The 24,486-nt window shown below is 69.9% G+C and carries 20 protein-coding genes; 10 read left to right on the forward strand and 10 right to left on the reverse strand.

Annotation, left to right across the window (positions count from 1 at the left end; genetic code table 11):
- Positions 1 to 109: 109 nt before the first annotated feature.
- Positions 110 to 1,942, reverse strand: a complete 1,833-nt coding sequence (locus ACSYGN_RS28605; RefSeq protein ID WP_460400558.1) for a pyridoxal phosphate-dependent aminotransferase — start codon at positions 1,940 to 1,942, stop codon at positions 110 to 112.
- 446 nt (positions 1,943 to 2,388) lie between these two features.
- Between ACSYGN_RS28605 and araB the strand changes: the two genes are divergently transcribed.
- Genes araB through araD form a run of 3 tightly spaced genes read left to right on the forward strand, consistent with a single transcriptional unit; the run spans position 2,389 to position 6,438 of the window.
- The gene (araB, locus tag ACSYGN_RS28610; RefSeq protein WP_460400560.1) at positions 2,389 to 4,068 is read left to right on the forward strand and encodes a ribulokinase; all 1,680 of its coding nucleotides are present in this window, start codon (positions 2,389 to 2,391) and stop codon (positions 4,066 to 4,068) included.
- A 44-nt stretch (positions 4,069 to 4,112) separates the two neighbouring features.
- A complete protein-coding gene (gene araA, locus ACSYGN_RS28615) occupies positions 4,113 to 5,630 on the forward strand; it encodes an L-arabinose isomerase (RefSeq protein WP_460400562.1) in 1,518 nt (505 codons plus the stop codon).
- Between the two features lie 58 nt (positions 5,631 to 5,688).
- Positions 5,689 to 6,438, forward strand: a complete 750-nt coding sequence (araD, locus tag ACSYGN_RS28620) for an L-ribulose-5-phosphate 4-epimerase AraD (RefSeq protein WP_460400564.1) — start codon at positions 5,689 to 5,691, stop codon at positions 6,436 to 6,438.
- 99 nt (positions 6,439 to 6,537) lie between these two features.
- On the opposite strand, the gene ACSYGN_RS28625 is transcribed toward araD, so the two are convergent.
- The 7 genes from ACSYGN_RS28625 to ACSYGN_RS28655 all read right to left on the reverse strand — a co-directional run bounded on the left by ACSYGN_RS28625 (position 6,538) and on the right by ACSYGN_RS28655 (position 15,179).
- Positions 6,538 to 7,713 (reverse strand): aldose epimerase family protein, encoded by a 1,176-nt coding sequence (locus tag ACSYGN_RS28625; protein ID WP_460400566.1) that lies wholly within the window; start codon positions 7,711 to 7,713, stop codon positions 6,538 to 6,540.
- Between the two features lie 115 nt (positions 7,714 to 7,828).
- Positions 7,829 to 9,073 carry a multiple monosaccharide ABC transporter permease gene (gene mmsB / locus ACSYGN_RS28630; RefSeq protein WP_460400568.1) on the reverse strand — a complete coding sequence of 415 codons (1,245 nt, stop codon included), beginning with the start codon at positions 9,071 to 9,073 and terminating at the stop codon, positions 7,829 to 7,831.
- Positions 9,070 to 10,620, reverse strand: a complete 1,551-nt coding sequence (gene mmsA / locus ACSYGN_RS28635) for a multiple monosaccharide ABC transporter ATP-binding protein (protein ID WP_460400570.1) — start codon at positions 10,618 to 10,620, stop codon at positions 9,070 to 9,072. The genes mmsB and mmsA overlap by 4 nt, the downstream gene beginning before the upstream one ends.
- 56 nt (positions 10,621 to 10,676) lie before the next feature.
- Complete coding sequence (gene chvE, locus ACSYGN_RS28640; RefSeq protein ID WP_460400572.1) at positions 10,677 to 11,795, reverse strand: multiple monosaccharide ABC transporter substrate-binding protein; 1,119 nt, start codon at positions 11,793 to 11,795, stop codon at positions 10,677 to 10,679.
- A gap of 126 nt (positions 11,796 to 11,921) precedes the next feature.
- Complete coding sequence (locus ACSYGN_RS28645) at positions 11,922 to 12,896, reverse strand: hypothetical protein (protein ID WP_460400574.1); 975 nt, start codon at positions 12,894 to 12,896, stop codon at positions 11,922 to 11,924.
- Positions 12,897 to 12,993: 97 nt separating this feature from the next.
- Positions 12,994 to 14,025: a zinc-dependent alcohol dehydrogenase gene (locus tag ACSYGN_RS28650; protein WP_460400576.1), complete on the reverse strand. Its 1,032-nt coding sequence runs from the start codon at positions 14,023 to 14,025 to the stop codon at positions 12,994 to 12,996.
- The gene (locus ACSYGN_RS28655; protein WP_460400578.1) at positions 14,022 to 15,179 is read right to left on the reverse strand and encodes a mandelate racemase/muconate lactonizing enzyme family protein; all 1,158 of its coding nucleotides are present in this window, start codon (positions 15,177 to 15,179) and stop codon (positions 14,022 to 14,024) included. The genes ACSYGN_RS28650 and ACSYGN_RS28655 overlap by 4 nt, the downstream gene beginning before the upstream one ends.
- Positions 15,180 to 15,379: 200 nt before the next feature.
- Here ACSYGN_RS28655 and ACSYGN_RS28660 point away from each other — a divergent pair, with 200 nt between their 5' ends.
- Entirely contained in the window at positions 15,380 to 16,303 is a 924-nt protein-coding gene (locus ACSYGN_RS28660) for an SCO2400 family protein (RefSeq protein ID WP_460400580.1), read from the forward strand.
- Positions 16,304 to 16,617: 314 nt separating this feature from the next.
- On the opposite strand, the gene ACSYGN_RS28665 is transcribed toward ACSYGN_RS28660, so the two are convergent.
- Positions 16,618 to 17,073, reverse strand: a complete 456-nt coding sequence (locus tag ACSYGN_RS28665; protein ID WP_460400582.1) for a MarR family winged helix-turn-helix transcriptional regulator — start codon at positions 17,071 to 17,073, stop codon at positions 16,618 to 16,620.
- A 91-nt stretch (positions 17,074 to 17,164) separates the two neighbouring features.
- Between ACSYGN_RS28665 and ACSYGN_RS28670 the strand changes: the two genes are divergently transcribed.
- From ACSYGN_RS28670 to fabF, 6 genes are all read left to right on the forward strand, one after another.
- A complete protein-coding gene (locus ACSYGN_RS28670) occupies positions 17,165 to 18,163 on the forward strand; it encodes an NADP-dependent oxidoreductase (protein WP_460400584.1) in 999 nt (332 codons plus the stop codon).
- Between the two features lie 159 nt (positions 18,164 to 18,322).
- Positions 18,323 to 19,528, forward strand: a complete 1,206-nt coding sequence (locus tag ACSYGN_RS28675) for a PucR family transcriptional regulator (RefSeq protein ID WP_460400586.1) — start codon at positions 18,323 to 18,325, stop codon at positions 19,526 to 19,528.
- 100 nt (positions 19,529 to 19,628) lie between these two features.
- Positions 19,629 to 20,540, forward strand: a complete 912-nt coding sequence (locus tag ACSYGN_RS28680; protein WP_460400588.1) for an ACP S-malonyltransferase — start codon at positions 19,629 to 19,631, stop codon at positions 20,538 to 20,540.
- A 25-nt stretch (positions 20,541 to 20,565) separates the two neighbouring features.
- Positions 20,566 to 21,567 carry a beta-ketoacyl-ACP synthase 3 gene (locus ACSYGN_RS28685; RefSeq protein ID WP_460400590.1) on the forward strand — a complete coding sequence of 334 codons (1,002 nt, stop codon included), beginning with the start codon at positions 20,566 to 20,568 and terminating at the stop codon, positions 21,565 to 21,567.
- A gap of 81 nt (positions 21,568 to 21,648) precedes the next feature.
- Positions 21,649 to 21,897 (forward strand): acyl carrier protein, encoded by a 249-nt coding sequence (locus tag ACSYGN_RS28690; protein WP_460400592.1) that lies wholly within the window; start codon positions 21,649 to 21,651, stop codon positions 21,895 to 21,897.
- Positions 21,898 to 22,036: 139 nt separating this feature from the next.
- A complete protein-coding gene (fabF, locus tag ACSYGN_RS28695) occupies positions 22,037 to 23,308 on the forward strand; it encodes a beta-ketoacyl-ACP synthase II (protein WP_460400594.1) in 1,272 nt (423 codons plus the stop codon).
- Positions 23,309 to 23,517: 209 nt separating this feature from the next.
- On the opposite strand, the gene ACSYGN_RS28700 is transcribed toward fabF, so the two are convergent.
- On the reverse strand, positions 23,518 to 24,012 hold the full coding sequence (locus ACSYGN_RS28700) for a DUF3145 domain-containing protein (RefSeq protein WP_460400596.1): 495 nt from the start codon (positions 24,010 to 24,012) through the stop codon (positions 23,518 to 23,520).
- Between the last annotated feature and the right edge of the window lie 474 nt (positions 24,013 to 24,486).

Raw genomic sequence — 24,486 nt, forward strand, 5'->3', positions numbered from 1 at the left:
CCGCCGCGGCGGGTGCCCGCGGCGGAACGGTGGGTGTCCGTCGCGGACCGGCGGGTGTCCGGCGGCCGTGGCGGTGTGTGCCCCGGCAGCCGGACACCCGCCCGCGGCGTCAGCCCGCCTGGCCCATGCCCGCCGGGTTCGGCCAGTTCTGCGGGGCCTGGGCGGCGGCGCTGGGCCAGCCGGTCGCCGGGGCAGGGGCGAGGCCGGGGCCGGGGCCGGTGGTGCCGCGCACCTGGGCGGCGGTGAGGCCGCCGCGGGCGGGGACACCGGGCGGGGTGGGGCCGGGCACCGGTGCGGCCATCGGTGCGGCCATCGGCGTGCCCATCGGGGGCGGTACGGGCATCGGGCCGCGCGCGACCATGGCAGGCGGCAGGGCCGCCGCGGCGGGGGCCATCGGCGCGGGCACGGCCGCCGCGGCCGGTACGGCCATCGGCGCGGGTACGGCCGGTACGGCAGCGGGTGCGGCCAACGGCTCGGGCACGCCCAGGGGATACAGGCTCCCTGCCAGCGGGTCCGGGGCCGGTATGGCGACGGGGATGGGCGCGGCCATGGGCACGGGAGCCGGAACCGGAACCGGTGCGGGCGCGGCTGCCGCCGGCATCGGCATCCCGACGGCGCCCGGCACTGCGGCCTGGGCGGCGACGGGGAGCGGCATGCCGGTGCCGGCGGCCGGGGCGGCAGGCAGCCCCGCGACGGGGCCGGCGCCGACGGCCTGCGCGAGGCCCCGCATTCCCGCCCCGTTGGTCTCGCTGACCAGCCGGTCGACGGCCGCCGTACCCGAGCTGTAGCCGCTCCCTGTGGCGAGCTCCGGCACGGCGGCGCCTCTCCTGGTCCCGTAGAGCGCCTGTTCCAGGCCGGACACCAGGCGGCGCACATCGACCTGGGGGCGCACCACGAGACGCAGGAAGCGGCTGGACGAGCCGATCTTGTTACCGCACTCGCGGACCAGGATGCGGTGCTCGGTGAGCATCCGGTCCCGGACCACGGTGCCCTCGGCGCCCACGGGGAGACGCACGAAGAGGAAGTTCCCCTGGGAGGGGTAGACCGTCAGACCGGGCAGCGCGGAGAGTTGGCTCGCCATGTCGAGACGGTCGCGGCGGACCTGGTGGAGACTCTGCTGGTACTCCGCGCCGTGCTCCTTCAGCATGAACACCACGTGCTCGGCGAAGGAGTTGAGGTTCCACTTGGGCAGCATGGAACGCACCCGCCCGGCGAGCGCCGGGTTGGCGACGAGATAGCCGAAGCGGATGCCGTGCAGGCCGAAGTTCTTGCCGAGGCTGCGCAGCACGACCACATTGGGGCGCAGCATCGCCTCCTGGACGACGCTGGGTTCGGCCTCGGCGTCGGCGAACTCCAGGAAGGACTCGTCGACCACGACCAGGTCCAGGTCGGCCATCGCGTCCATGAACTGCACGACCGTGTGCTTGGGGAGGAAACCGCCGTCGGGGTTGTTGGGGTTGCAGATCACGGCGACCCGGGTGCCGCGCGCCCGGATGAACTCGGCGTACTGGGCGAGGTCGAGGGCGAAACCGCCGGACTCCTGGAGCGGGAACATGTCGACCCGCTTGCCGGTCTCCATCGGCTGGTCGGTCCAGCGGCCGAAGGTGGGGACGGGTATCGCCAGGGACTCCCGGACCAGGAGATGGTCGATCCAGGTGATCAGTTCGGTCGAGCCGTTGCCCATCGCCACGCACTGCGGCGGCAGCTGGAGCAGGCTGCACAGCTCGGCGGTGATGGTGTCCGCGCTGCTCGGGTAGTACGTGATGATGTCGCGCAGTCTGGCCGCCATGTCCTCGAACATGGCCGGGGTCGGGAAGTACGGATTGCAGGGAATGCAGAAGTCCACCGGCCCGGCACCCTCGCCGCCCTCCCGCGTCAGCGCCGCCATCGAGGGGCTGTGGGCCGCGGTGCTGCGGAACAACGAGGTGACGTTGTCGGCCATGGAACCTCCGTATGGGGCGGACCCGGCGGGGGAGGACCGGAACCGTCATGGGGCGGACCCGGCGGGGGGACCGGGTCCGTCGTCTGTGGGTGGCCCGCGCGGGGGAGCACGGGCCGCCTCTACATACGGAGACAGGTGTGCCGCTGTTCAACCGCTGAGAGACCCGGAGGGGGCGGGGCCCGGGCGGTCGGCCGCCGAGAGGCCGGCAGGAGACGGGGTCAGGGCGGTCGGCCGCTGAGAGGCCGGCAGGAGGCCTGGCCAGGGCCGTCGACTGCTGAGGGCCCGGCAGGAGGCCGGGAGCAGGCGGGGTGTCGCGCATCACTGCCGTTTGCCCCCTCGCGTGTAGGCCGTCAGGCCTATACAGCGGGACCGCCGTCCCGCACAATATGAGCTGTGATTTCGAACAGTGGTCGATATCTCGAACATCTTGAAAGGGTGGCCGGCAGATGAGAGCCGAGCACGATGGGCACAAGGACGCCGATCTCTACGTCGTAGGGGTCGACTACGGCACGCTGTCGGGACGGGCCGTGGTGGTCCGGGTCCGGGACGGCGCGGAGCTGGGGACGGCGGAGCACGCCTACTCGCACGCGGTCCTCGACCGGGAGCTCCCCGACGGTACGCCCTTGCCGCCCGACTGGGCCCTCCAGGTGCCCGCCGACTACATCGACGTCCTGCGCAACGCCGTGCCCCAGGCGCTGGCGGCCGCCGGTGTGACGCCGGAGCAGGTGATCGGTATCGGCACGGACTTCACCGCCTGCACGGTCCTTCCGGTGCTCGCCGACGGCACCCCGCTGTGCGAACTCCCCGAGTACACCGGCCGCCCGCACGCCTACGTCAAGCTGTGGAAGCACCACGCCGCCCAGGCCCACGCCGACCGGATCACCACTCTGGCCGCCGAGCGCAAGGAGCCGTGGCTGGAGATGTACGGCGGCAAGATCTCCTCGGAGTGGGAGTTCGCCAAGGCGCTCCAGGTGCTGGAGGAGGACCCGGAGATCTACGGCCGGACGGAGCGCTGGCTGGAGGCCGCGGACTGGATCGTGTGGAGGCTGTGCGGCACCTACCTCCGCAATGCCTGCACCGCCGGTTACAAGGGCCAGTTCCAGGACGGCGTCTATCCGTCCCCCGAGTATCTCGCGGCGCTGAACCCGGACTTCGCCTCCTTCGTGACCGACAAGCTGGAGCACCCGATCGGTGAGCTAGGGGCGTCCGCCGGAGGGCTGACCGCTGAGGCCGCCGCGTGGACCGGGCTGCCCGAGGGCATCGCGGTCTGCGTGGGCAACGTGGACGCCCATGTGACGGCACCCGCGGCGACCGCGGTGGAACCGGGCCAGATGGTCGCCATCATGGGCACCTCGACCTGCCATGTGATGAGCTCCGACCAGCAGGGCGTGGTCCCGGGCATGTGCGGTGTCGTCGACGGCGGCATCCTGCCGGGGCTGTGGGGCTACGAGGCCGGGCAGAGCGGCGTCGGCGACATCTTCGCCTGGTTCGTGAACAACAGTCTGCCCGCCGCCTACGCCGAACGGGCCGCGGCCGCCGGGCAGTCCCCGCACGAGTACCTGACCGACCTCGCGGCCGGGCAGAAGATCGGTGAGCACGGTCTGGTCGCCCTGGACTGGCACAGCGGCAACCGGTCCGTCCTGGTCGACCACGACCTCAGCGGCGTGGTGGTGGGGCTGACGCTCTCCACCCGGCCCGAGGAGATCTACCGCGCGCTGCTGGAGTCCACCGCCTTCGGCACCCGCACCATCATCGAGGCCTTCGAGAACGCGGGCGTCCCGGTGCGGGAGCTGATCATCGCGGGCGGTCTGACCAAGAACGCGCTGCTGATGCAGATCTACGCCGACGTCACCCGCCGTCCGCTGAGCATCATCGCCTCCGCACAGGGCCCGGCCCTCGGCTCGGCGATGCACGCCGCGGTCGCGGCCGGCGCGTACCCGGACATCCACGCCGCCGCGCAGGCCATGGGCAAGGTCCACCGCGGCGTCTACCAGCCCGACCCCGAACGGGCCGCCTCCTACGACCGCCTGTTCGCGGAGTACAAGCTGCTGCACGACTACTTCGGCCGCGGGAGCAACGAAGTCATGCACCGCCTGCGCCGGATCCGCGCCGAGGCGTCCGCCTAAGCCCTGCCTGCCGCATGCCGCCTTTGCCTGAAAGGAAAGCACCAATGACCGCACCGAACGAGACGCACGGGACCCAGGAGATCTGGTTCCTCACCGGCAGCCAGGGCCTGTACGGCGAGGACACCCTGCGCCAGGTCGCCGAGCAGTCCCAGCGGATCGCCGAACTCCTCGGCTCCGCCCCGGAGATCCGCTCGAACATCGTCTGGAAGCCGGTTCTCACCGACTCCGAGTCGATCCGGCGGATGTGCCTGGAGGCCAACGCGTCCGACAGCTGCGCGGGTCTGATCGTGTGGATGCACACCTTCTCCCCGGCCAAGATGTGGATCGCGGGGCTCAACGCCCTCGACCGGCCCGTGCTGCATCTGCACACCCAGTACAACCTGTCGCTGCCCTGGTCGAGCATCGACATGGACTTCATGAACCTCAACCAGGCCGCCCACGGCGACCGCGAGTTCGGCCACATCGAGTCCCGGCTGGGTGTGCCCCGCAAGATAGTCGCCGGTCACGCCACCGACCCCCGGGTCGTCCGGCGCGTCGCGGCCTGGTCCCGTGCCGCGGCGGGCCGACAGGCCTCCCGCACCCTGCGTCTCGCCCGGTTCGGCGACAACATGCGCGATGTCGCCGTCACCGAGGGGGACAAGGTCGAGGCGGAGATGCGCTTCGGGTTCTCCGTGAACACCTACGGCGTCAACGACCTGGTCGCCATCGTGGACAACGTCACCGACAAGGAGGCCGCCGAACTCGCCGCCGAGTACCAGGAGCAGTACGACCTGGTCCCCATCCTGCGCGCGGACGGCCCCCGCCACGACTCCCTGCTCTACGCCGCCAAGATCGAGATCGGTCTGCGCACCTTCCTCACGGACGGCGGGTTCACCGCCTTCACCACCAACTTCGAGGACCTGGGCGGACTGCGTCAGCTCCCCGGCCTCGCGGTCCAGCGGCTCATGGCCGACGGCTACGGCTTCGGCGGCGAGGGCGACTGGAAGACCTCGGCGCTGCTGCGCACGATGAAGGTCATGGGCGACGGACAGCCCGGCGGCACCACCTTCATGGAGGACTACACCTACCACCTCGGCCCCGGTGCCCAGCGCATCCTAGGCGCCCACATGCTGGAGGTCTGCCCGTCCGTCGCCGCGCAGCGTCCCCGCTGTGAGATCCACCCGCTGGGGATCGGCGGCCGGGAGGACCCGGTCCGGCTGATCTTCGACGCCGCTCCCGGCCCCGCCGTGGTCGTCGGCCTCTCGGACCTGGGCGACCGGTTCCGGCTGACCGCCAACGCCATCGACGTGGTGGAGCCGAGCCAGCCGCTGCCCAATCTGCCGGTGGCCCGCGCGGTGTGGGCACCGCGCCCGTCGCTGGCCGAGTCGGCGGAGAGCTGGCTGCTGGCCGGCGCCCCCCACCACACCGTGCTCAGCTCGGCCGTCGACGTCGAGACGCTGACCGACTACGCGGCCATGCTGGACGTCGAACTCCTCACCATCGACGAGAACAGCACGCCGGGTCAGCTCGCCAAGGAAATCAGGTGGAACGCCGCCTACTACCGGCTCGCCCAGGTCCTGTGACGCAGGAAAGCAGGAGAAACCGGATAAACCGGGGACGCAGGAGAAGAGGAGACACCTGATGACCGCACAAGACCGGGACGCCCTGCGGCAGGAGGTGCTGGAGGCGAACCTGGCCATCCCCAAGGCCGGGCTCGCCACCCTCACCTGGGGCAATGTGAGCGGGGTCGACCGTGAGGCGGGGGTGTTCGTCATCAAGCCCTCCGGGGTCCCGTACGAGGACCTGAGGGCCGAGCACCTGGTGACGGTACGTCTCTCGGACGGAGCGGTCGTCGAAGGCGACCTGAAGCCGTCCACCGACACGGAGACGCACCGCTGTCTGTATCTGGCGTTCCCGTCCATCGGCGGCGTCACCCACACCCACTCCACCCATGCGGTGGCCTTCGCCCAGGCGCGCCAGCAGATACCGGTGCTGGGCACCACGCACGCGGACACCTTCAACGGGCCCATCCCGTGCACCCCGGACCTGACCGCCGACCAGTGCGCGAAGGACTACGAGTACAACACCGGCAAGGTCATCGTCGACATGCTCCGCGACGACGACCGGGCGGCCGAGGTCCCCGGCGCGCTGGTCGCCAACCACGGGCCCTTCACCTGGGGCAGCACCGCCCGCAAGTCCCTGGAACACTCCATCATCTGCGAAGCCGTCGCGGAGATGGCGATCCACACCATGGCCATCGCCGACATGGCGATCCACACCATGGCGCTGGCGTCCACCGCCCCGCCCCCGCGTCACCTGCTCAACCGGCACTACACCCGTAAGCACGGTCCCGACGCGTACTACGGCAACCCGGAGGTGACCGGCGGCTGACCGCCAAGCCCCGTGTGTGACACACAAAGGGCGGCCCGTGCTCTCCGGAGAGCACGGGCCGCCCTTTGTGTGCGGAAATTCAAGGAGATCGAGGAGCCGTCAGCGGCCGAACGAGTGGACCGTCGTCGAGCGGTAGACCTGCCCCGGCCGCAGCGTGGTGGACGGGAACGACGGCTTGTTCGGCGAGTCCGGGAAGTGCTGCGTCTCCAGGCACAGGGCGTCCCCCTGGCGGTAGGTGCGGCCGCCGGTGCCGGTGAGGGTGCCGTCCAGGAAGTTGCCCGAGTAGAACTGGAGCCCCGGCTGGTCGGTCGCGATGCGCAGGGTGCGGCCGGAGCGCGGGTCGTGCAGCGTGGCCACGTGCTCGGGCTTCGCGGTGATCCCCTTGTCCAGGGCCCAGTTGTGGTCGAAGCCCTTCGCCTGCACCTGCTGGACGTGCCCGGCGCGGATGTCCCGGCCGATCGACTTGGCCTTGCGGAAGTCGAAGGGGGTGCCGGAGACCTTCGCCAGTTCGCCCGTGGGGATCAGCCCCGAGTCGGTCGGCGTGTAGCGGGAGGCGGCGATCGTCAGCTCGTGGTCCTCGATCGTGCCGCTGCCCTCGCCGGCGAGGTTCCAGTACGTATGGTTGGTGAGGTTGACGACGGTGGCCTTGTCCGTGGTGGCCTCGTAGTCGATGCGCCAGTCGCCGTGCCGGGTGAGGGTGTACGTCACCTTCACCTTCAGCGTGCCGGGGTAGCCCATCTCGCCGTCGACGCTGGTGTAGTGCAGATGCAGGCCGACGTCGGAGCCCTTGGTGAACGGCTCGACGTCCCACACCCGCTTGTCGAAGCCCTTGGCGCCGCCGTGCAGGCTGTTCACGCCGTCGTTGACGGAGAGCTGGTAGCTCTTGCCGTCGAGGGTGAACGTCCCCTTGCCGATACGGTTCCCGTAGCGGCCGATCAGGGCGCCGAAGTACGGGCTGGAGGCGACGTACTCCTCGATGGTGTCGAAGCCGAGGGAGACGTTCGCGTGGCGGCCGTGACGGTCCGGTATCTCCAGCGACTGGACGATGCCGCCGTAGGAGAGGACCTTCAGCCGGGTGCCGCCGTTCTCCAGCGACCACCGGTGGACCTTGGTGCCGTCGGCGAGTTTGCCGAAGAGCGCCTTCGTCGGCTTCCCGCCGACTGGGGCCTGCGAGGCCTCCGAGGCCTCCGAGGCGTGGGCCGTGCCGCCGAGTGCGGTGGCGGCCACACCCGCCGCTGCCGCTCCTGCGATGACTGTGCGTCTGTTCAGTTCCATGCGCGGCTCCTCTTGTCTGTGGCCCGGTCCGCCGCGGGGGGTGTACCTCCGGGGGCGGACCGAGCCGAATGAGGTCGGGCCCCGCATGCACCGCGGTGCATGCGGGGCCCGTTGCTTACGAACCGGACTTGCGCTTGTTCCACACGTCGAACCCGACCGCCGCCAGGAGCACCAGGCCCTTGATGACCTGCTGCCAGTCGGTGCCGATGCCGACGAGGTTCATACCGTTGTTCAGCACGCCCAGGACCGTGCCACCGATGATCGCGCCGAGTACGGTGCCGACACCGCCGTTCGTCGACGCACCGCCGATGAACGAGGCCGCGATCGCCTCCAGCTCGAAGTTGAGGCCGGCCTTGGGAGAGGCCGCGTTGAAGCGGGCGGCGAAGACCAGACCCGCCAGGGCCGCGAGCATGCCCATGTTCACGAAGACCAGGAAGGTGATCTTCTTGTCCTTGACACCCGACAGCTGGGCCGCGGGCAGATTGCCGCCGATGGCGTAGATATGACGGCCGAAGACCGCGTTCCGCATCAGATAGCCGAAGCCGACGAGCAGCACGCCCAGGATCAGCAGGACGATCGGGGCGCCCTTGTAGCTGGCGAGCAGCATCGTGAGGGTGAGGATCGCGGCGCCGATCGCGACCAGCTTCAGCATGAACAGGTTGGCGGGCAGGACGTCCAGTTCAAACTGGCGCTGCCGCTTGCGGTTGCGGAGCTCCTGGAAGACCACGAACGCGACCAGCACCAAGCCGAGCAGCAAGGTGAGGTTGTGGTAGTTCGTGTCCGGGCCGACCTCGGGCAGGAAGCCGTTGGCGACCTTCTGCAGACCCTCCGGGAACGGGCCCAGGGTCTGGCCGTCCAGGAAGATCTCTGTCAGACCGCGGAAGACCAGCATGCCCGCCAGGGTCACGATGAACGCCGGTATGCCGGCGTACGCGATGAAGAAACCTTGCGTGGCACCCGCGGCGGCACCGATGGCCAGGCACAGCACCACCGCGAGCGGCCAGGGCAGGTCGTGCTTGACCATGAAGACGGCTGCCATCGAGCCTATGAACGCCGTCAAGGAGCCGACCGACAGGTCGATATGGCCCGCGATGATGACCAGCATCATGCCGATCGCGAGGATCAGGATGTAGCTGTTCTGCAGCACCAGGTTGGAGACGTTGCGCGGCAGGATCAGGTCGCCGTTGGTCCACACGGCGAACAGCACCACGATCAGACCGAGGGCGATCAGCATGCCGTACTGCCGCATGTTGCGACGCATGCCGTCCAACAACAGTTGCAGCAGGCCGTCGCCCGTACCCGTGCCTTCCTTGCCGGGCGGCGCCGGGGCCGGCGTCGTGGCGGTCACTTCCGTGCTCATCGGGTTACCTCTTTGTCCTTAGTCATCTGGCGCATCAGCGCTTCCTGCGAGGCGTCGGCCCTCGAGAACTCGCCCGTCAGCCGTCCCGCAGCCATCGTGTAGATGCGGTCACACATGCCGAGCAGCTCCGGCAGCTCGGAGGAGATGAAGACGACCGCCTTGCCCTCGGCGGCCAGTTGGTCGATGACCGTGTAGATCTCGTACTTGGCACCGACGTCGATACCGCGCGTCGGCTCGTCCAGGATCAGTACATCGGGACCCGCGAAGATCCACTTGCTGAGGACGACCTTCTGCTGGTTGCCGCCGGACAGCTTGCCCGCCCGCTCGAAGACGGTCGGCGCCTTGATGTTCATGGACTTGCGGAAGCCCTCGGCGACCTGCTGCTCCTCGTGCTCGTCGACGATCCCCCGCCTTGCGACCTTGCCCAGGGCGGTCAGCGAGATGTTGCGGTTGATGCTGTCGATGAGGTTGAGGCCGTAGTGCTTGCGGTCCTCGGTGACGTACGCGATCTTGTGTTTGACCGTCTCGGCGACGGTCTTGGTACGGATCTCCTCGCCGTCCTTGAGGACCGTGCCGCCCGCGTACCGGCCGTAGGAGCGGCCGAAGACGTTCATCGCCAGCTCGGTGCGGCCGGCGCCCATCAGGCCCGCGATGCCGACGATCTCCCCGCGCCGTACCTGGAGCGACACATCGTCGACGACCTTGCGCTGCTGGTCGATGGGGTGGTGGACGGTCCAGTTGCGGATCTCCAGGGCCGGGGCGGTGTCGGTCTCCTGCTTGTGCGGCGTCCGCTCCGGGAAACGGTGTTCCAGGTCGCGGCCGACCATGCCGCTGATGATCCGGTCCTCGGTGGTCTCCGGGGCCTTCACATCGAGCGTCTCGATGGTCCGCCCGTCGCGCAGGATCGTCACCGAGTCGGCGACCCTGCGGATCTCGTTGAGCTTGTGGGAGATGATGATCGAGGTGATGCCCTGCTTCTTCAGCTCCAGGATGAGGTCCAGGAGCTTGCCGCTGTCCTCGTCGTTCAGCGAGGCCGTCGGCTCGTCGAGGATGAGCAGCTTCACCTTCTTCGACAGGGCTTTCGCGATCTCCACGAGCTGCTGCTTGCCCACGCCGATGTCGGCGACGCGGGTGTTGGGGTGATCGCTGAGACCGACCCGCCGCAGCACTTCGGTGGCGTGCCGCAGCGTCTCGGTCCAGCTGATGATCCCCCGCGTGGCGTGCTCGTTGCCGAGGAAGATGTTCTCCGCGATGGAGAGATAGGGCTGCAGCGCCAGTTCCTGGTGGATGATGACGATGCCTTGGTGCTCGCTCGCCCGGATGTCCTTGAACCGGCAGACCTCTCCTTCGAAGAGGATCTCGCCCTCGTACGTGCCGTACGGGTGGAGGCCGGAGAGGACCTTCATCAGGGTCGACTTGCCGGCGCCGTTCTCCCCGCAGATGGCGTGGACCTCGCCCTGCTGGACGGTGAGGGTGACGTCCGACAGCGCCTTGACGCCGGGAAAGGTCTTGACGATCGAGCGCATTTCCAGGACGGGTCCCGCCATGGTCGTGCCTTCCAATCAGCGTTGGTTCGGGGTTCGGTCGGGGAAATCCCGCCGACTCACTTCAGGTCGCTCGCCTTGATGTAGCCGGAGTCCACGACTTCCTTCTGGTAGTTGGTCTTGTCGACGCTGACCGGCGTGAGCAGGTAGGCGGGGACGACCTTCGCGCCGTTGTTGTAGGTCTTGGTGTCGTTGGTCTCGGGCTTCTTGCCCTTGAGCAGGGCGTCGACCATGCCGGAGGCCACGTCGGCGAGCTTGCGGGTGTCCTTGTACACGGTCATCGACTGCTCGCCGGCGATGATCGACTTCACCGAGGCGACCTCGGCGTCCTGACCGGTGACGACCGGCAGCGGCTTGCTCTTGGAGCCGTAGTCGTCGGACTTCAGCGCCGAGAGGATGCCGATGGAGATGCCGTCGTACGGCGAGAGCACCGCGTCCACGCGCTGGCTCTTGTACGCCGACGTCAGGATGTCGTCCATGCGCTTCTGGGCGGTGCCGCCGTCCCAGCGCAGGGTGGTGACCTGGGTCAGGCCGGTCTGGCCGGAGCGGACGACGAGTTGCTTCTTGTCGATGTAGGGCTGCAGGACCTTCATCGCGCCCGAGAAGAAGTAGCGGGTGTTGTTGTCGTCGTTGGAGCCGGCGAACAGCTCGATGTTGAACGGGCCCTTCTTCGAGCCGTCCTTGAGGCCGAGCTTGTCGAGGATGTAGCCGCCCTGGAGCTCGCCGACCTTCTCGTTGTCGAAGGAGGCGTAGTAGTCGACGTTCTTCGTGCCGAGGATGAGCCGGTCGTAGGAGATCACCGGGATGTTGGCGTCCTTGGCCTGCTGGAGCACGTTGTTCATCGACTTGTTGTCGATGGAGGCGATGATCAACGCCTTCACACCCTGCGTGATCAGGTTCTCGACCTGGGAGACCTGCTGGTCGGGGTCGTCCTCGCCGTAGACGAGCTTGGTCTTGTAGCCCTTCGACTCCAGGTTCTTGACGACGTTGGCCCCGTCGTTGATCCACCGCTCGGAGGACTTGGTCGGCATCGCGATGCCGATGGTGGCGCCCTTGGCGCTGGTGCCCTTGTCCTTGCTTCCGCCTTCGCCGCTCTGGCCGCAGGCGGACAGGGTCAGGGCGAGGGAAGCGGCTCCGGCTATGGCGGTGAGGGCGGCTCTGCGAGTGCGCATGATCATCTTCCTTGATGTCAGTGGGGCAGTTCCGGTCTGCGGTTTGCAGACGATCCGGGGTGGGTGGGAAGGCCGATTGTGTTGGATTATGTTTGACAACGTCTTGTTTTGTGAAGGTTAGTTTCAAAAATGTTATGTTGGCATGTCGAACCGCCTGAGTTTCCCGGGCAGCCGTGACCCGAGCGACGCCATGTCGCCCCCGGCGCCGTGCCGTTCGAGCAGGTCCAGCGTCAGCCGGCCGCGCCGCACACGTTCCCGTGCGGTGGCCAGCGTCACGTCCCGCATGTGGTGGCCGTAGGGATAGATCCCGGGGGCCTTGGAGAGCCCGAACTTCAGATAGAGCGGTGCGCCGCGCCGGATCAGCTCGGCGACCTCGTACATCCGTACATAGCCGCCGAGATCGTCCGGGGCCTCGATGTACATGTCCATGGGGGCGGCGGAGACCCGCCGTATCTCCGTGACGTGACCGAGCGTGACATCGCTGGGCACATTGATGGAGTCGGCGCCGAGCATCTCGTAGACGGCGTACGAGGCCGGGTTGACCGGACCGATCAGCGCCGAGGCCTTGAGGGTGGTGTCGGCCGGGAGGAGCCCTTCGGACCGCGCCCGGTGCAGCGTCCACAGCACGCCCTCGTCGGCCACGAGCAGACACCTGACACCCAGCTCCGCCGCCCTGAGAGCGTCCTCCACACACCCGGCCACGGCGTCGTGCCCGCGGGCGCGCTGCCCGGCGCCCCCCGAGTCGGTGCGTATGGAACCGCCGATGTCCCAGCTGCCGCGCGGGCCGGTGAACAGGCAGAGCTCGATGCCGCGTTCGTCGGTGGCCTCGACCATCTCGGTGATCTCGGCGTCGGTCAGCATCCACACACCGCTGCCCTGGCTGATCCGGTGGACCGGCACGTCGAGCAGCGAGGACTCCTTGAGGATGATCGCCAGCGCCTCGGGGCCCTCGCACGAGGGGATCTCGGTGCGCCAGCGGCCACCGCACGGGAAGGCGTGGGGCGAGGTGTCGGCGGGGGAGAGAGGAGGCGCGCCCAGGCCGAGCGCGGCGAGCGCCGGCTCGCCGGGGCGACGGGCCGCCGTGGCGGGAGGGTCTGGGTCGGTCACGAGGTGTCCTTCGGCATGCTCGATGTGTTCGGTATCTCGGACGGTGTTCGAGACTTGGGCTGCAATGGGTCAGGTGGTACGCCGGTACGGCAGGCCGTCAGGTCACCCCCGTACCGGCGTACGTCCAGGGGTGAAGCACGACTTTTCCGACCTTGGGGTCGCCGGACCCCACCAGTTCGATGGCCTGCGCGAACTCGGACAGCGGCAGCTCGTGCGTGACGAGCGGCAGCGGATCGAGCAGACCGGCTCCGAAAACCCGCACCGTGTGCACCCAGGCCTCCGGTGAAGCTCCGAACACAGTTGACACTTCCAATTGCCGTACGACCAGGGCCGTTGGGTCCAAACCCTCCGCCCCCGGCGCCGGGATGCCCGTGAGGACCAGGCGACCGCCCCGCCTGAGCAGGGAGGCGGCGGTGCGTGCGGCGGTCGTGGACCCGGCGGTCTCGATGACGACGTCGAAGTCGTCGGGATACTTCTGGCCCTTGACGCGGAAGTCGGTGGCGCCGTACTCCTTCGCCAGCGGGAACCGGTCGTGTCGGGCACCGACCACCAGCAGCTCGGACGGGGAGCTCGCCTTGAGGAACTGCACGGCGAACATGCCCAGCGTCCCGGTGCCGACGACGGCCACCCGCTCGCCCGGCAGGACCTTCGCCTTGAGGGCGGCGGCCGCGATACAGGCGGCGGGCTCCAGCAGGGCGGCGGCCGTGAGATCGGCGTCGTCCGGGAGGATGTGCAGGAGGCGTGCAGGGAGCGTCAGCGTGGCGGCCATGGCGCCGGGCTGGGTGAACCCGGTCTCCTCGTAGCCGGCCGTGCACAGCGTCGTCTCGCCCGCGTGGCAACGGTCGCAGACCTGGCAGTTGCGGAAGCCCTCACCGACGACCTTCCGGCCGACGAACGGCTCCGGCACCCCGCTGCCCACGGACCGGACGGTCCCGGACCACTCATGGCCCGGGATGATCGGGTAACGGACGTACCCCTCGGGCCGGTTGCCCTGGTACAGCTCGCGGTCGCTGCCGCAGATGCCGACGGTGTGGACGGCGACGAGGGCCTCGCCGGGGCCGGGCTCGCGCGGCTCGTGCGGGACCAGCTGGTGCGAGCCCGGCGCCTGGATGACGACGGCGGTACTCATTGCGTCCCCTTGGGCCGGCGCTGTTCCCAGCCCTCGGCCCACAGGTCGAACCGGGCCTGCTGCTGCGGGAATTCGGCGGCCGCGTCGGTGTCCAGCTCGACGCCCAGACCGGGCGCGTCGGAGAGCTGGAAGTAGCCGTCGACGACCTCCGGGGCGCCCTTGACCACCTTCTTGATCTCCGCGTCGGCGAAGTCGTTGAAGTGCTCCAGGATCTTGAAGTTCGGTGTGGTGAAGCCCACTTGGAGCGAGGCGGCGGTGAGCACCGAGCCGCCCACATTGTGCGGGGCGATCAGCGTGTAGTGCGTCTCGGCGGTCGCGGCCAGCTTCCGGGTCTCCCAGATGCCGCCGATGTGGCCGACGTCGGGCTGGATGATGTCGGCGGCCTGGCTCTCGAACAGCTCGCGGAACTCGATGCGGTCGTGCATGCGTTCACCGGTGGCGATCGGCAGGTCCGTCTTGGCGGCGACCTTCTCCAGCGCCTTCAGGTTCTCCGGCGGCACCGGCTCCTCCAGCCAGGCCGGCGCGAACGGCGCCAGCTCCCGGGCGAGCCGCACGGCGGTGGCCGGGGAGAACCGGCCGTGCATCTCCAGCATCAGCTCGGCGTCAGGCCCGATGGCGTCGCGCACGGCCTCGATGAGGGAGACGGAGTAGAGGGTCTGCTCATGGTCCAGCTCGAAGTGGCCGGTGCCGAACGGGTCGATCTTGAGGGCCTTGTACCCGCGCTCCATCACCGCGCGGGCCGCCTTGTGGTACGCGTCCGGGGTGCGCTCGGTGGTGTACCAGCCGTTGGCGTACGCCTTGACCCGGTCCGTCACACTGCCGCCGAGCAACTGCCACACCGGTACGCCGAGCGCCTTGCCCTTGATGTCCCAGCAGGCCATCTCGACGACCGCGATGCCGGACATCACGATCTCACCGGCGCGGCCGAAGTCGCCGTACTTCATCCGGCGCACGAGGTCTTCCGTCGCGAAGGGGTCCGAGCCGAGAATGTGGTTCGCCTCGGCCTCGCGGAGGTAGCCGACCAGTGCGTCGGTGCGTCCCAGCATGCGGGTCTCGCCGACGCCCGTGACACCTTCGTCGGTGTGCACCTGGACGTACGTCAGATTGCGCCACGGCGTGCCGACCACGTGGGTGCTGACTCCGGTGATGCGCACGGCGAACCCCTTCGGCTGTTCGAGATTTCGTCACACGTTCGAAATGCTGGCGTGACAGTAGAGACGAGCCGTGCGGGGTGTCAATGGGTGCGGCAGGGAACGGTTCGGGCAATCTCTTCGGACACTCATGCGACCCCACACGGAATCTTCACGGAACGGTCTAGGAACGTTACCTTCTCGGAATTTAGTGTTCCCGCGTCATGGATTATTGCCACCCGTGCCGACGACACCTCAACGGCGCCCTCACCTGCCCGGGGTGCGGCGCACCAGCGGACGGGCCTCGCGCGGAGCGCGGCGGGGTCCGGGGGGCGTACGCCGGATCCGGGGACTCTCGGGGCTCTGAGGGCCCTGGCGGGTACGGCGGCGAAGGCGCCGTCGGCGAGCCGGGTGATCCTGGTCATACCGGTCACCCTGGGCCTCCTGATCTTTCTGGTCTTTCCGGTTTTTCCGGTCCTCCTGGTTTTTCCGCCGAGGCCCGCGATCTCGGCCATCTCGGCCATCTCGGCCGTCTCGACGATCACGGCGGGCCGCGCGAACCCGACGAGGGTGACGAAGCCGCCGAACCAGGCGATCCGGATGAACCCGATGACGAGACGGACCAGCCCGACGCTGCCGGCCGCCGGGGCCGCAAGGCCGTAGCGCACCGCCGCCGGCGGCGCCGGACCGTGCTGGCCGTCGCGGCGCTGGCGCTCGCCGCGGGCGGCCTGGGTCTCGCCGAACTCGGCGCCGACGCGCCGGGCTTCTCCGGTTCGGGACCCGCGGCGGCGGACGGCACGCCGGACGACGGGGCGTCGCCCTCCACGGGGGAGGGGACGGCCGGGGCGGACGGCGGGGCGTCGGGCGGGGCCACCCCCTCGCCGGGCGCCTCGGACTCGCCGTCGGCCTCCTCGACGGCGTCGGCGTCGCCGTCGGGAAGCGCGGACGCGTCAGGCGCGGCCGACGAGGCCGCGAACGCGACCGGCAACCCCGGTGGAACGGGCGCCGTGGCGTCGAAGGCGCCCGCGTCCGCCTCTTCACGGGCCACGGCCCCGGGTTCCCGGCCGTCGTCGTCCGCGTCGTCCGGTGTTACCGCGTCGCCGTCTCCCTCGGAGACCTGCGAGCAGTTCCTGTGGTGGTGCACCTGACCGGTGCGGCCGTCGGAGTGCTGGTGATGCGAAGGCGACCGGCGCGTCGAGGGCGCCTGCGTCCGCCGCCTCGCGGCCACGGCTCCGGGCTCCGGGCCGTCGTCGTCCGCCTCGCCCGGTGCTACCGCGTCGCGTCACTCGTTCCGGTACGAGGCTCCAGGCGATCTTCACCGAGCCGACGGTCCACGAGGCGCCCTGCGCGGGCCCGTTGGGCGCAGGGTCGGGCCGAGCCGCCGCCGGCCCGCGGATTCCCGCGACTTGATCGGCTGCGCCACCCGGCGGGACGCCATCCGCACCTGACCGGCGGCCGGCCGTCACGGCGGCGATGACGCTCCGGCGTCCAGCATCCGCCGCAGCAGATCCCGCAGAGCCGTCCGTTCCTCCTCGGACAGCCCCGCGAGGGGCTCCCGGGCGAACCGCAGGCCGTCGCGCAGATCCCGGGCGACCTGGCGTCCCTCGTCCGTCGCGGCGGCCAGCTTGACCCGCCGGTCCGCCGGATCCGCGCGGCGCTCGACCAGCCCCCGGGACTCCAGCCGGTCCACGATCCCGGTCACGTTCGACGGCTCGCACTTCAGCTTCTGCGCCAGCTTCCGCATCGGCAGCGGCTCCAGCGACAGCATGCTCAGCAGCCGGGCCTGCGCGCCCGTCAACGTGTGCTCGCCCGCCGCATCCTCGTAGTCGGCGTAGAAACGCGCCACGACGTCCCCGATGAGCTCGACGACCTCGATGGTCAGAGCGTCGGGGCGGCGGTGCTTCGATGGCGTTGACATGTACTCAAGCCTACCCGTTACTTGACATCCTTAAATATTGAAGCGCATGATTATTTCAGATGCTGAAGTATTTCCGTGAAAGGGCACTCACATGATCAACCGCGAATGGCACCTGCTCAGCCGTCCCGTCGGCTGGCCCGAGCTGACGGACTTCGCCCTCGTCGAGACGGAGGTCCCGGTCCCGGGCGAGGGCCAGGTGCTCGTGCGGAACACGTACCTGTCCGTCGACCCGTACATGCGGGGCCGGATGAGCGCGGCCAAGTCGTACTCCGCCCCCTTCGAGCTGGGCAAGGTCATGCAGGGCGGCGCGGTGGGCGAGGTCGTCGCCTCCGAGGCCGAGGGCATCGCGGTCGGCGACCATGTGCTGCACTTCTTCGGCTGGCGCGAGTACGCGGTCATGGACGCGAAGCACGCCGTCAAGGTCGACCCGGACGCCGCCCCCCTCTCCGCCTACCTCGGCGTCCTCGGCATGACCGGCCTCACCGCCTACGCCGGTCTGCTGCGCACCGCGTCCTTCAAGGAGGGCGACAGCGTCTTCGTCTCCGGCGCCGCGGGGGCCGTGGGCAGCCAGGTCGGCCAGATCGCCAAGCTCAAGGGAGCCTCGCGGGTGATCGGCTCCGCCGGCTCGGACGAGAAGGTCCGGCTGCTCGTCGAGGAGTACGGCTTCGACGCCGCCTTCAACTACAAGAACGGCCCGGTGAGCAAGCAACTGCGGGAGGCGGCGCCGGACGGCGTCGACGTCTACTTCGACAACGTCGGCGGTGACCACCTGGAGGCCGCCATCGGCTCGCTGAACCAGGGCGGCCGGATCGCCGTGTGCGGCATGATCTCGGTCTACAACGTCACCGAACCCGTCCCCGGCCCCCGCAACCTGGCCCGCCTCATCCAGACCCGCGGCCGTATCGAGGGCTTCCTGGTGGGCGACCACTACGACCTCCAGCCGCAGTTCGTCGCCGAGGTCGGCCCCTGGGTGGCCTCCGGCGCCCTGAAGTACCGGGAGACGGTGGCGGAGGGCATCGACAACACCCTCGAAGCCTTCCTGGGCGTCCTGCGCGGCGACAACACCGGGAAGATGATCGTGAAGCTGTAACTCCGGGAGGACGACGCTGTGACGGGCCCTCGGCGGGAGCGTGCGGTACCCCCGGGGCGGCCGGGGCCGCCGGGTCACAGGACGTGAGGAGATCGGGGTCACGGTGTCCGCGGGCTCCCCGTGGACACTCACCCCCGCCGGATGAGGCAGGCTTGTCCCGTGCCCGAACCCGAGACCAGCGCCGTCAACCCCGACGCACGACCCGCCCACTCCCACCCCGCCACCCTCAAGCGGCTGGAGAAGTCCTCCGGACGTCTCGCCGCCCAGGCCATCGCGCGGATGGACGAGACCCTGTCGTGGTACAGGGCGATGCCCCCGGAGAACCGTTCCTGGATCGGGCTGGTGGCGCAGGCCGGTATCGCGGCGTTCACGGAGTGGTTCCGGCACCCGGAAGCGCCCCAGGCCATCTCGACCGATGTGTTCGGCACCGCGCCCCGTGAACTGACCCGGGCGATCACGCTGCGGCAGACCGTCGAGATGGTGCGCACCACCATCGAGGTGATGGAGAGCGCCATCGACGAGGTGGCGGCCCCCGGCGACGAGAACGTGCTGCGGGAGGCGCTGCTCGTCTACGCGCGCGAGATCGCCTTCGCCACCGCGCAGGTCTACGCCCAGGCCGCCGAGGCACGCGGTGCCTGGGACGCGCGGCTGGAGTCGCTCGTCGTGAACGCCGTACTGAGCGGTGAGGCCGACGAGGGTGCCGTCAGCCGGGCCGCGGCCCTCGGGTGGAACTCTCCCGAGCATGTCTGCGTGGTGCTCGGTACCGCGCCGGACGGTGACTCGGAGTTGACGGTCGAGGCGATCCGGCGGGCGGCGCGGCACGCCAAGCTCCAGGTGCTGACGGGCGTGCTCGGGGACCGGCTCGTCGTCATCGCGGGCGGCAGCGACAATCCGCTCGCCGTCGCGAAATCGCTCATCGGACCCTTCGCGGCCGGGCCCGTGGTGGCCGGTTCCGTGGTGCCCGATCTGCTCGCCGCCACCCGGTCCGCACAGGCCGCCGCCGCGGGCCTGAAGGCGTGTTCCGCCTGGCAGGACGCACCGCGGCCGGTGCTGGCCGACGATCTGCTCCCGGAGCGCGCGATCGCCGGGGACCCCACCGCGCGTGAGCTGTTGGTGGAGGAGATCTACAGACCGCTCGAAGAAGCCGGGTCCGCTCTGCTGGAGACGCTGAGCGTCTATCTGGAACAGGCGAGCAGCCTCGAAGGGGCCGCCCGGATGCTGTTCGTCCACCCCAACACCGTGCGCTACCGGCTCCGACGTGTGACTGACGTCACCGGCTGGTCACCCTCGGATGTACGCTCTGCTTTCACCCTGCGGATCGCGCTGATCCTGGGTCGGCTGGCCGAGGGCGATCTCCAGTCGTAGCGCAGTCGTAGCGCTTTGTCGGAGGTCCACAAAACCCCAGAGTGTTCTTCGTCTTTGTCCCCACGGGCGGCCTCGGCCGTCCTCAAGAGAGAGTGTGAGAGTGCTCGTACTCGTCGCTCCGGGCCAGGGCGCACAGACGCCCGGCTTCCTGACTCCATGGCTCGACCTCCCCGGTGCCGCCGACCGTGTCGCGGCCTGGTCGGAGGCCATCGGGCTCGACCTCGTCCACTACGGCACCCAGGCCGACGCGGACGCCATCCGCGACACCGCGGTGGCGCAGCCGCTGCTGGTCGCGGCCGGTCTGCTGTCCGCCGCGGCACTGGGTGACATCACGCCCGGCGCGGTGGCCGGTCACAGTGTGGGCGAGATCACCGCGGCCACGCTCGCCGGTGTCATCGACGACAGTGCCGCGCTCGGCCTGGTCCGCGCGCGCGGGCTCGCCATGGCGGAGGCCGCCGCGGTCACCGAGACCGGTATGTCGGCGCTGCTCGGCGGCGACCCCGAGACCTCGGTCGCGCACCTGGAGAAGCTTGGCCTGACCCCGGCGAACGTCAACGGCGCCGGTCAGATCGTGGCCGCCGGTACGCTGGAGCAGCTCGCCGCACTCGCCGAGGACAAGCCGGAGGGCGTGCGCAAGGTCGTCCCGCTGAAGGTGGCCGGCGCCTTCCACACGCATCACATGGCGTCCGCCGTGGACGCGCTCGCCAAGGCCGCGCAGGAACTGGCCCCGGCCGACCCGAAGGTGACGTACGTCTCGAACAAGGACGGGCAGGCCGTCGCGACCGGCACGGAGGTGCTGGAGCGGCTGGTGGGCCAGGTCGCCAACCCGGTCCGCTGGGACCTGTGCATGGAGACCTTCAAGGCACTCGGTGTCACCGCGCTGCTGGAGGTGTGCCCCGGCGGTACGCTCACCGGTCTGGCCAAGCGTGCGCTGCCCGGCGTCCGGACGCTGGCCCTGAAGACCCCCGACGACCTCGACGCCGCCCGCGAGCTCATCTCCGAGCACTCCTGACGTCCCCTAAAGGAGCCGACCGATCATGTCGAAGATCAAGCCCAGCAAGGGCGCCCCGTACGCGCGCATCCTCGGCGTGGGCGGTTACCGTCCGACGAGGGTCGTGCCGAACGAGGTGATCCTCGAGACGATCGACTCGTCCGACGAGTGGATCCGCTCCCGCTCCGGCATCGAGACCCGGCACTGGGCGTCCGACGAGGAGACCGTCGCCGCGATGTCGATCGAGGCGTCCGGCAAGGCCATCGCCGACGCCGGGATCACCGCCGAGCAGATCGGCGCTGTGGTCGTCTCCACCGTCTCCCACTTCAAGCAGACCCCGGCCGTCGCGACGGAGATCGCCGACAAGCTGGGCACGGACAAGGCCGCCGCCTTCGACATCTCGGCGGGCTGCGCCGGGTTCGGGTACGGGCTCACGCTCGCCAAGGGCATGATCGTGGAAGGCTCCGCCGAGTACGTCCTCGTCATCGGCGTGGAGCGGCTGTCCGAGCTCACCGACCTGGAGGACCGGGCCACCGCCTTCCTCTTCGGTGACGGCGCCGGTGCGGTCGTGGTCGGTCCGGCGACCGAGCCGGGCATCGGCCCGACGGTCTGGGGCTCCGAGGGCGACAAGGCCGACACCATCAAGCAGACCGTGCCGTGGACGGACTACCGCGACGGCGAGGTCGCCAAGTTCCCTGCGATCACGCAGGAGGGCCAGGCGGTGTTCCGCTGGGCCGTGTTCGAGATGGCGAAGGTCGCCAAGGAGGCGCTGGACGCCGCCGGGCTGACGCCGGACGAACTGGACGTCTTCATTCCGCACCAGGCCAACGAGCGGATCATCGACTCGATGGTGAAGACGCTGAAGCTGCCGGAGCATGTGACCGTCGCCCGTGACGTACGCACCACCGGCAATACCTCGGCCGCCTCGATCCCGCTCGCGATGGAGCGGCTCCTGGCGACCGGCGAGGCGAAGAGCGGCGACACCGCGCTCGTCATCGGATTCGGGGCGGGTCTCGTCTACGCCGCCACTGTCGTTACCCTCCCCTAGGCACTTCGTACCGGATCATGCGTCCGGTACGGGCCGAGCACCACCGCCACACCCTCTGGATACCCAAGAAGGAGCGCCAAGATGGCCGCCACTCAGAAAGAGATCGTCGAAGGTCTCGCGGAGATCGTGAACGAGATCGCCGGCATCCCGGTCGAGGACGTCCAGCTGGACAAGTCCTTCACCGACGACCTGGACGTCGACTCGCTGTCCATGGTCGAGGTCGTCGTCGCCGCCGAGGAGCGCTTCGACGTCAAGATCCCGGACGAGGACGTCAAGAACCTCAAGACCGTCGGCGACGCGACCGACTACATCCTCAAGCACCAGGCCTGAGCCCCGCCCGGGCCGGTTCGGCCGGCCCGGGCCCCGCTCGGACGGCCTGTCCGCCCGAGCCCGCTCGGGTCGGCCCGCCCGGCCCCGCCACCCGGCGGTGGCGCCGCTGATCCCCGTATCCGTTGGAGAAAGAATTCCCGTGAGCCCGACCAATCGCACCGTGGTCGTCACCGGTATCGGCGCAACCACACCGCTGGGTGGCGACGCAGCCTCTACCTGGGAGGGCCTGGTGGCCGGCAAGTCCGGCGTCAAGCCCCTGGAGCAGGACTGGGCCGCCGAGCAGGCGGTCCGCATCGCGGCGCCCGTCGCCGTGGAGCCCACCGTGGTCATCCCCCGGCCGCAGGCCCGCAAGCTGGACCGCTCGGCGCAGTTCGCGCTGATCGCGGCCCAGGAGGCGTGGGCCGACGCCGGTTTCACCGGCAAGGCCGGTGAGGACGGCGAGGCCGACCCCGACCGGGTCGGTGCCGTCATCGCCTCCGGCATCGGCGGAGTGACGACCCTGCTGGACCAGTACGACGTACTGCGGGAGAAGGGCGTGCGCCGCGTCTCCCCGCACACCGTCCCCATGCTCATGCCGAACGGCCCGTCCGCCAACGTGGGTCTCCTCGTCGGTGCCCGCGCGGGCGTCCACACCCCCGTCTCCGCCTGCGCGTCGGGCGCCGAGGCGATCGGCTACGCCATCGAGATGATCCGCACCGGCCGGGCCGACGTGGTCGTCGCCGGCGGCACCGAGGCGGCGATCCACCCGCTGCCCATCGCCGCCTTCGGCAACATGATGGCGATGTCCAAGAACAACGAGGACCCGCAGGGCGCCTCCCGCCCCTACGACACCGCCCGGGACGGCTTCGTCCTCGGCGAGGGCTCCGGCGTGCTGGTCCTGGAGTCCGCCGAGCACGCCGCCAAGCGCGGTGCCCGCGTCTACGCGGAGGCGGTCGGCCAGGGCATCTCCGCGGACGCCCACGACATAGTGCAACCGGAGCCGGAGGGCCGCGGCATCGCCCACGCCCTCCAGCATCTGCTGGAAGGCACCGACCTGGACCCGAAGGAGATCGTGCACGTCAACGCGCACGCCACCTCCACCCCGGCCGGTGACGTCGCGGAGCTGAAGGCGCTGCGCAAGGTGTTCGGCGACGACGCGGACCACATCGCGGTCTCCGCGACCAAGTCGATGACCGGTCATCTGCTCGGTGGCGCGGGCGGCGTGGAGTCGGTCGCCACCGTCCTCGCGCTGTACCACCGCATCGCCCCGCCGACCATCAACATCGACAACCTCGACCCCGAGGCCGAGGCGACCGCCGACATCGTCCGCGGCGAGGCCAGGAAGCTGCCCGTCGAGGGCCGTATCGCCGCGCTGAACGACTCGTTCGGCTTCGGCGGCCACAACGTCGTACTCGCCTTCCGCACGGTCTGAGAACGCCGCCAGGCGCCCGCGGGCGCCCGCGCAGCGCCTCGGTCACAAGGAGCGGGCCCCCACCGATCGGACGATCGGTGGGGGCCCGCTCCTTGTGTATGAACCGCGTATGAACCGCGTATGAGTTGTGCGTGAGCCGTGCGTGATTCGTGCGTGATTCGTGCTTTTGAGCCGTGCGTGAGCCGTGCTCGAGCCGTGTATGAGGCGGCTCACACCACCTGGTGCAGCCAGCGGACCGGGGCGCCCTCGCCCGCGTAGCGGAACGGCTCCAACTCGTCGTCCCACGGCTTGCCCAGCAGCTTGGCGATCTCCGCCTCCAGATCGGTCTCGCCGCGCTGGGAGCGGGTGAGGGCGGCGCGCAGCCGGTCCTCGGGGATGAGGATGTCGCCGTGGATGCCGGTGACGGCGTGGAAGATGCCGAGGTCGGGGGTGCAGCTGTAGCGCTCGCCCTCGGCGTTGGCGCACGGCTCCGCGGTCACCTCGAAGCGCAGCATGTGCCAGCCGCGCAGCGCGGAGGCCAGCTTGGACGCGGTGCCCGGCTGGCCCTGCCAGGAGAACTCGGCGCGCCAGGTGCCGGGTGCGGCGGGCTGACGGATCCAGTCCAGGCTGACGCGTGTGCCCAGCACCCCGGCGACCGCCCACTCGACGTGCGGGCACATCGCGCGGGGCGCGGAGTGCACATACAGGACTCCACGTGTCGTCACCGGGACCTCCGGGCTGAGCAGGACGTGATACGGGCTGGTGGGCGGCGGCAGGGTTGCCCCGCTGATGGCGAGGCTACCGTGCGACGGCGCAAGGAGTGTGACGTACCGTCCGTCCCACCGCCCGGAAACGCCCCCCATTCACCCGTGGGGAGCTAGAACCTGTCCGGCGGACCGTGCCGGAGACGCGGGGGCCGGCACGCACATCTGCGGCGTTGTCGTCGGTCGCCGACTCCCCCGAGTTCTCGGCTGCGCTCGAACAGGGGGGACCCCCATCGCGTCGACTCCCTCCTCCGCCTTGCAGCTGCACGCGCCGGCCCCCGCTCACCCGAGTTGACGGGTCCCGTCGGTTTCCTCCGACCCGATCCGCCGGACAGGTTCTTGTCCGAGTGTGAGCCGTCGCACGTCCTGCGGCGGGAACCCTTACGGGTTGTCATGGGTTGGAAGCATGGGGCCGCTACGAGGGGACGGACGAGG

This window comes from Streptomyces sp. YIM S03343 (assembly GCF_054729195.1).

Excerpts from the sequence above, each read along its gene's own strand:
- ACSYGN_RS28685 (WP_460400590.1), top strand. The coding sequence starts at position 20,566 with ATGTCGAAGATCAAGCCCAGCAAGGGCGCCCCGTACGCGCGCATCCTC.
- chvE (WP_460400572.1), bottom strand. The coding sequence starts at position 11,795 with ATGATCATGCGCACTCGCAGAGCCGCCCTCACCGCCATAGCCGGAGCC.
- ACSYGN_RS28625 (WP_460400566.1), bottom strand. The coding sequence starts at position 7,713 with ATGGAACTGAACAGACGCACAGTCATCGCAGGAGCGGCAGCGGCGGGT.
- ACSYGN_RS28665 (WP_460400582.1), bottom strand. The coding sequence starts at position 17,073 with ATGTCAACGCCATCGAAGCACCGCCGCCCCGACGCTCTGACCATCGAG.
- ACSYGN_RS28690 (WP_460400592.1), top strand. The coding sequence starts at position 21,649 with ATGGCCGCCACTCAGAAAGAGATCGTCGAAGGTCTCGCGGAGATCGTG.
- mmsB (WP_460400568.1), bottom strand. The coding sequence starts at position 9,073 with ATGAGCACGGAAGTGACCGCCACGACGCCGGCCCCGGCGCCGCCCGGC.
- mmsA (WP_460400570.1), bottom strand. The coding sequence starts at position 10,620 with ATGGCGGGACCCGTCCTGGAAATGCGCTCGATCGTCAAGACCTTTCCC.
- ACSYGN_RS28650 (WP_460400576.1), bottom strand. The coding sequence starts at position 14,025 with ATGAGTACCGCCGTCGTCATCCAGGCGCCGGGCTCGCACCAGCTGGTC.
- araD (WP_460400564.1), top strand. The coding sequence starts at position 5,689 with ATGACCGCACAAGACCGGGACGCCCTGCGGCAGGAGGTGCTGGAGGCG.
- ACSYGN_RS28660 (WP_460400580.1), top strand. The coding sequence starts at position 15,380 with ATGGATTATTGCCACCCGTGCCGACGACACCTCAACGGCGCCCTCACC.
- araB (WP_460400560.1), top strand. The coding sequence starts at position 2,389 with ATGAGAGCCGAGCACGATGGGCACAAGGACGCCGATCTCTACGTCGTA.
- ACSYGN_RS28605 (WP_460400558.1), bottom strand. The coding sequence starts at position 1,942 with ATGGCCGACAACGTCACCTCGTTGTTCCGCAGCACCGCGGCCCACAGC.
- araA (WP_460400562.1), top strand. The coding sequence starts at position 4,113 with ATGACCGCACCGAACGAGACGCACGGGACCCAGGAGATCTGGTTCCTC.
- ACSYGN_RS28670 (WP_460400584.1), top strand. The coding sequence starts at position 17,165 with ATGATCAACCGCGAATGGCACCTGCTCAGCCGTCCCGTCGGCTGGCCC.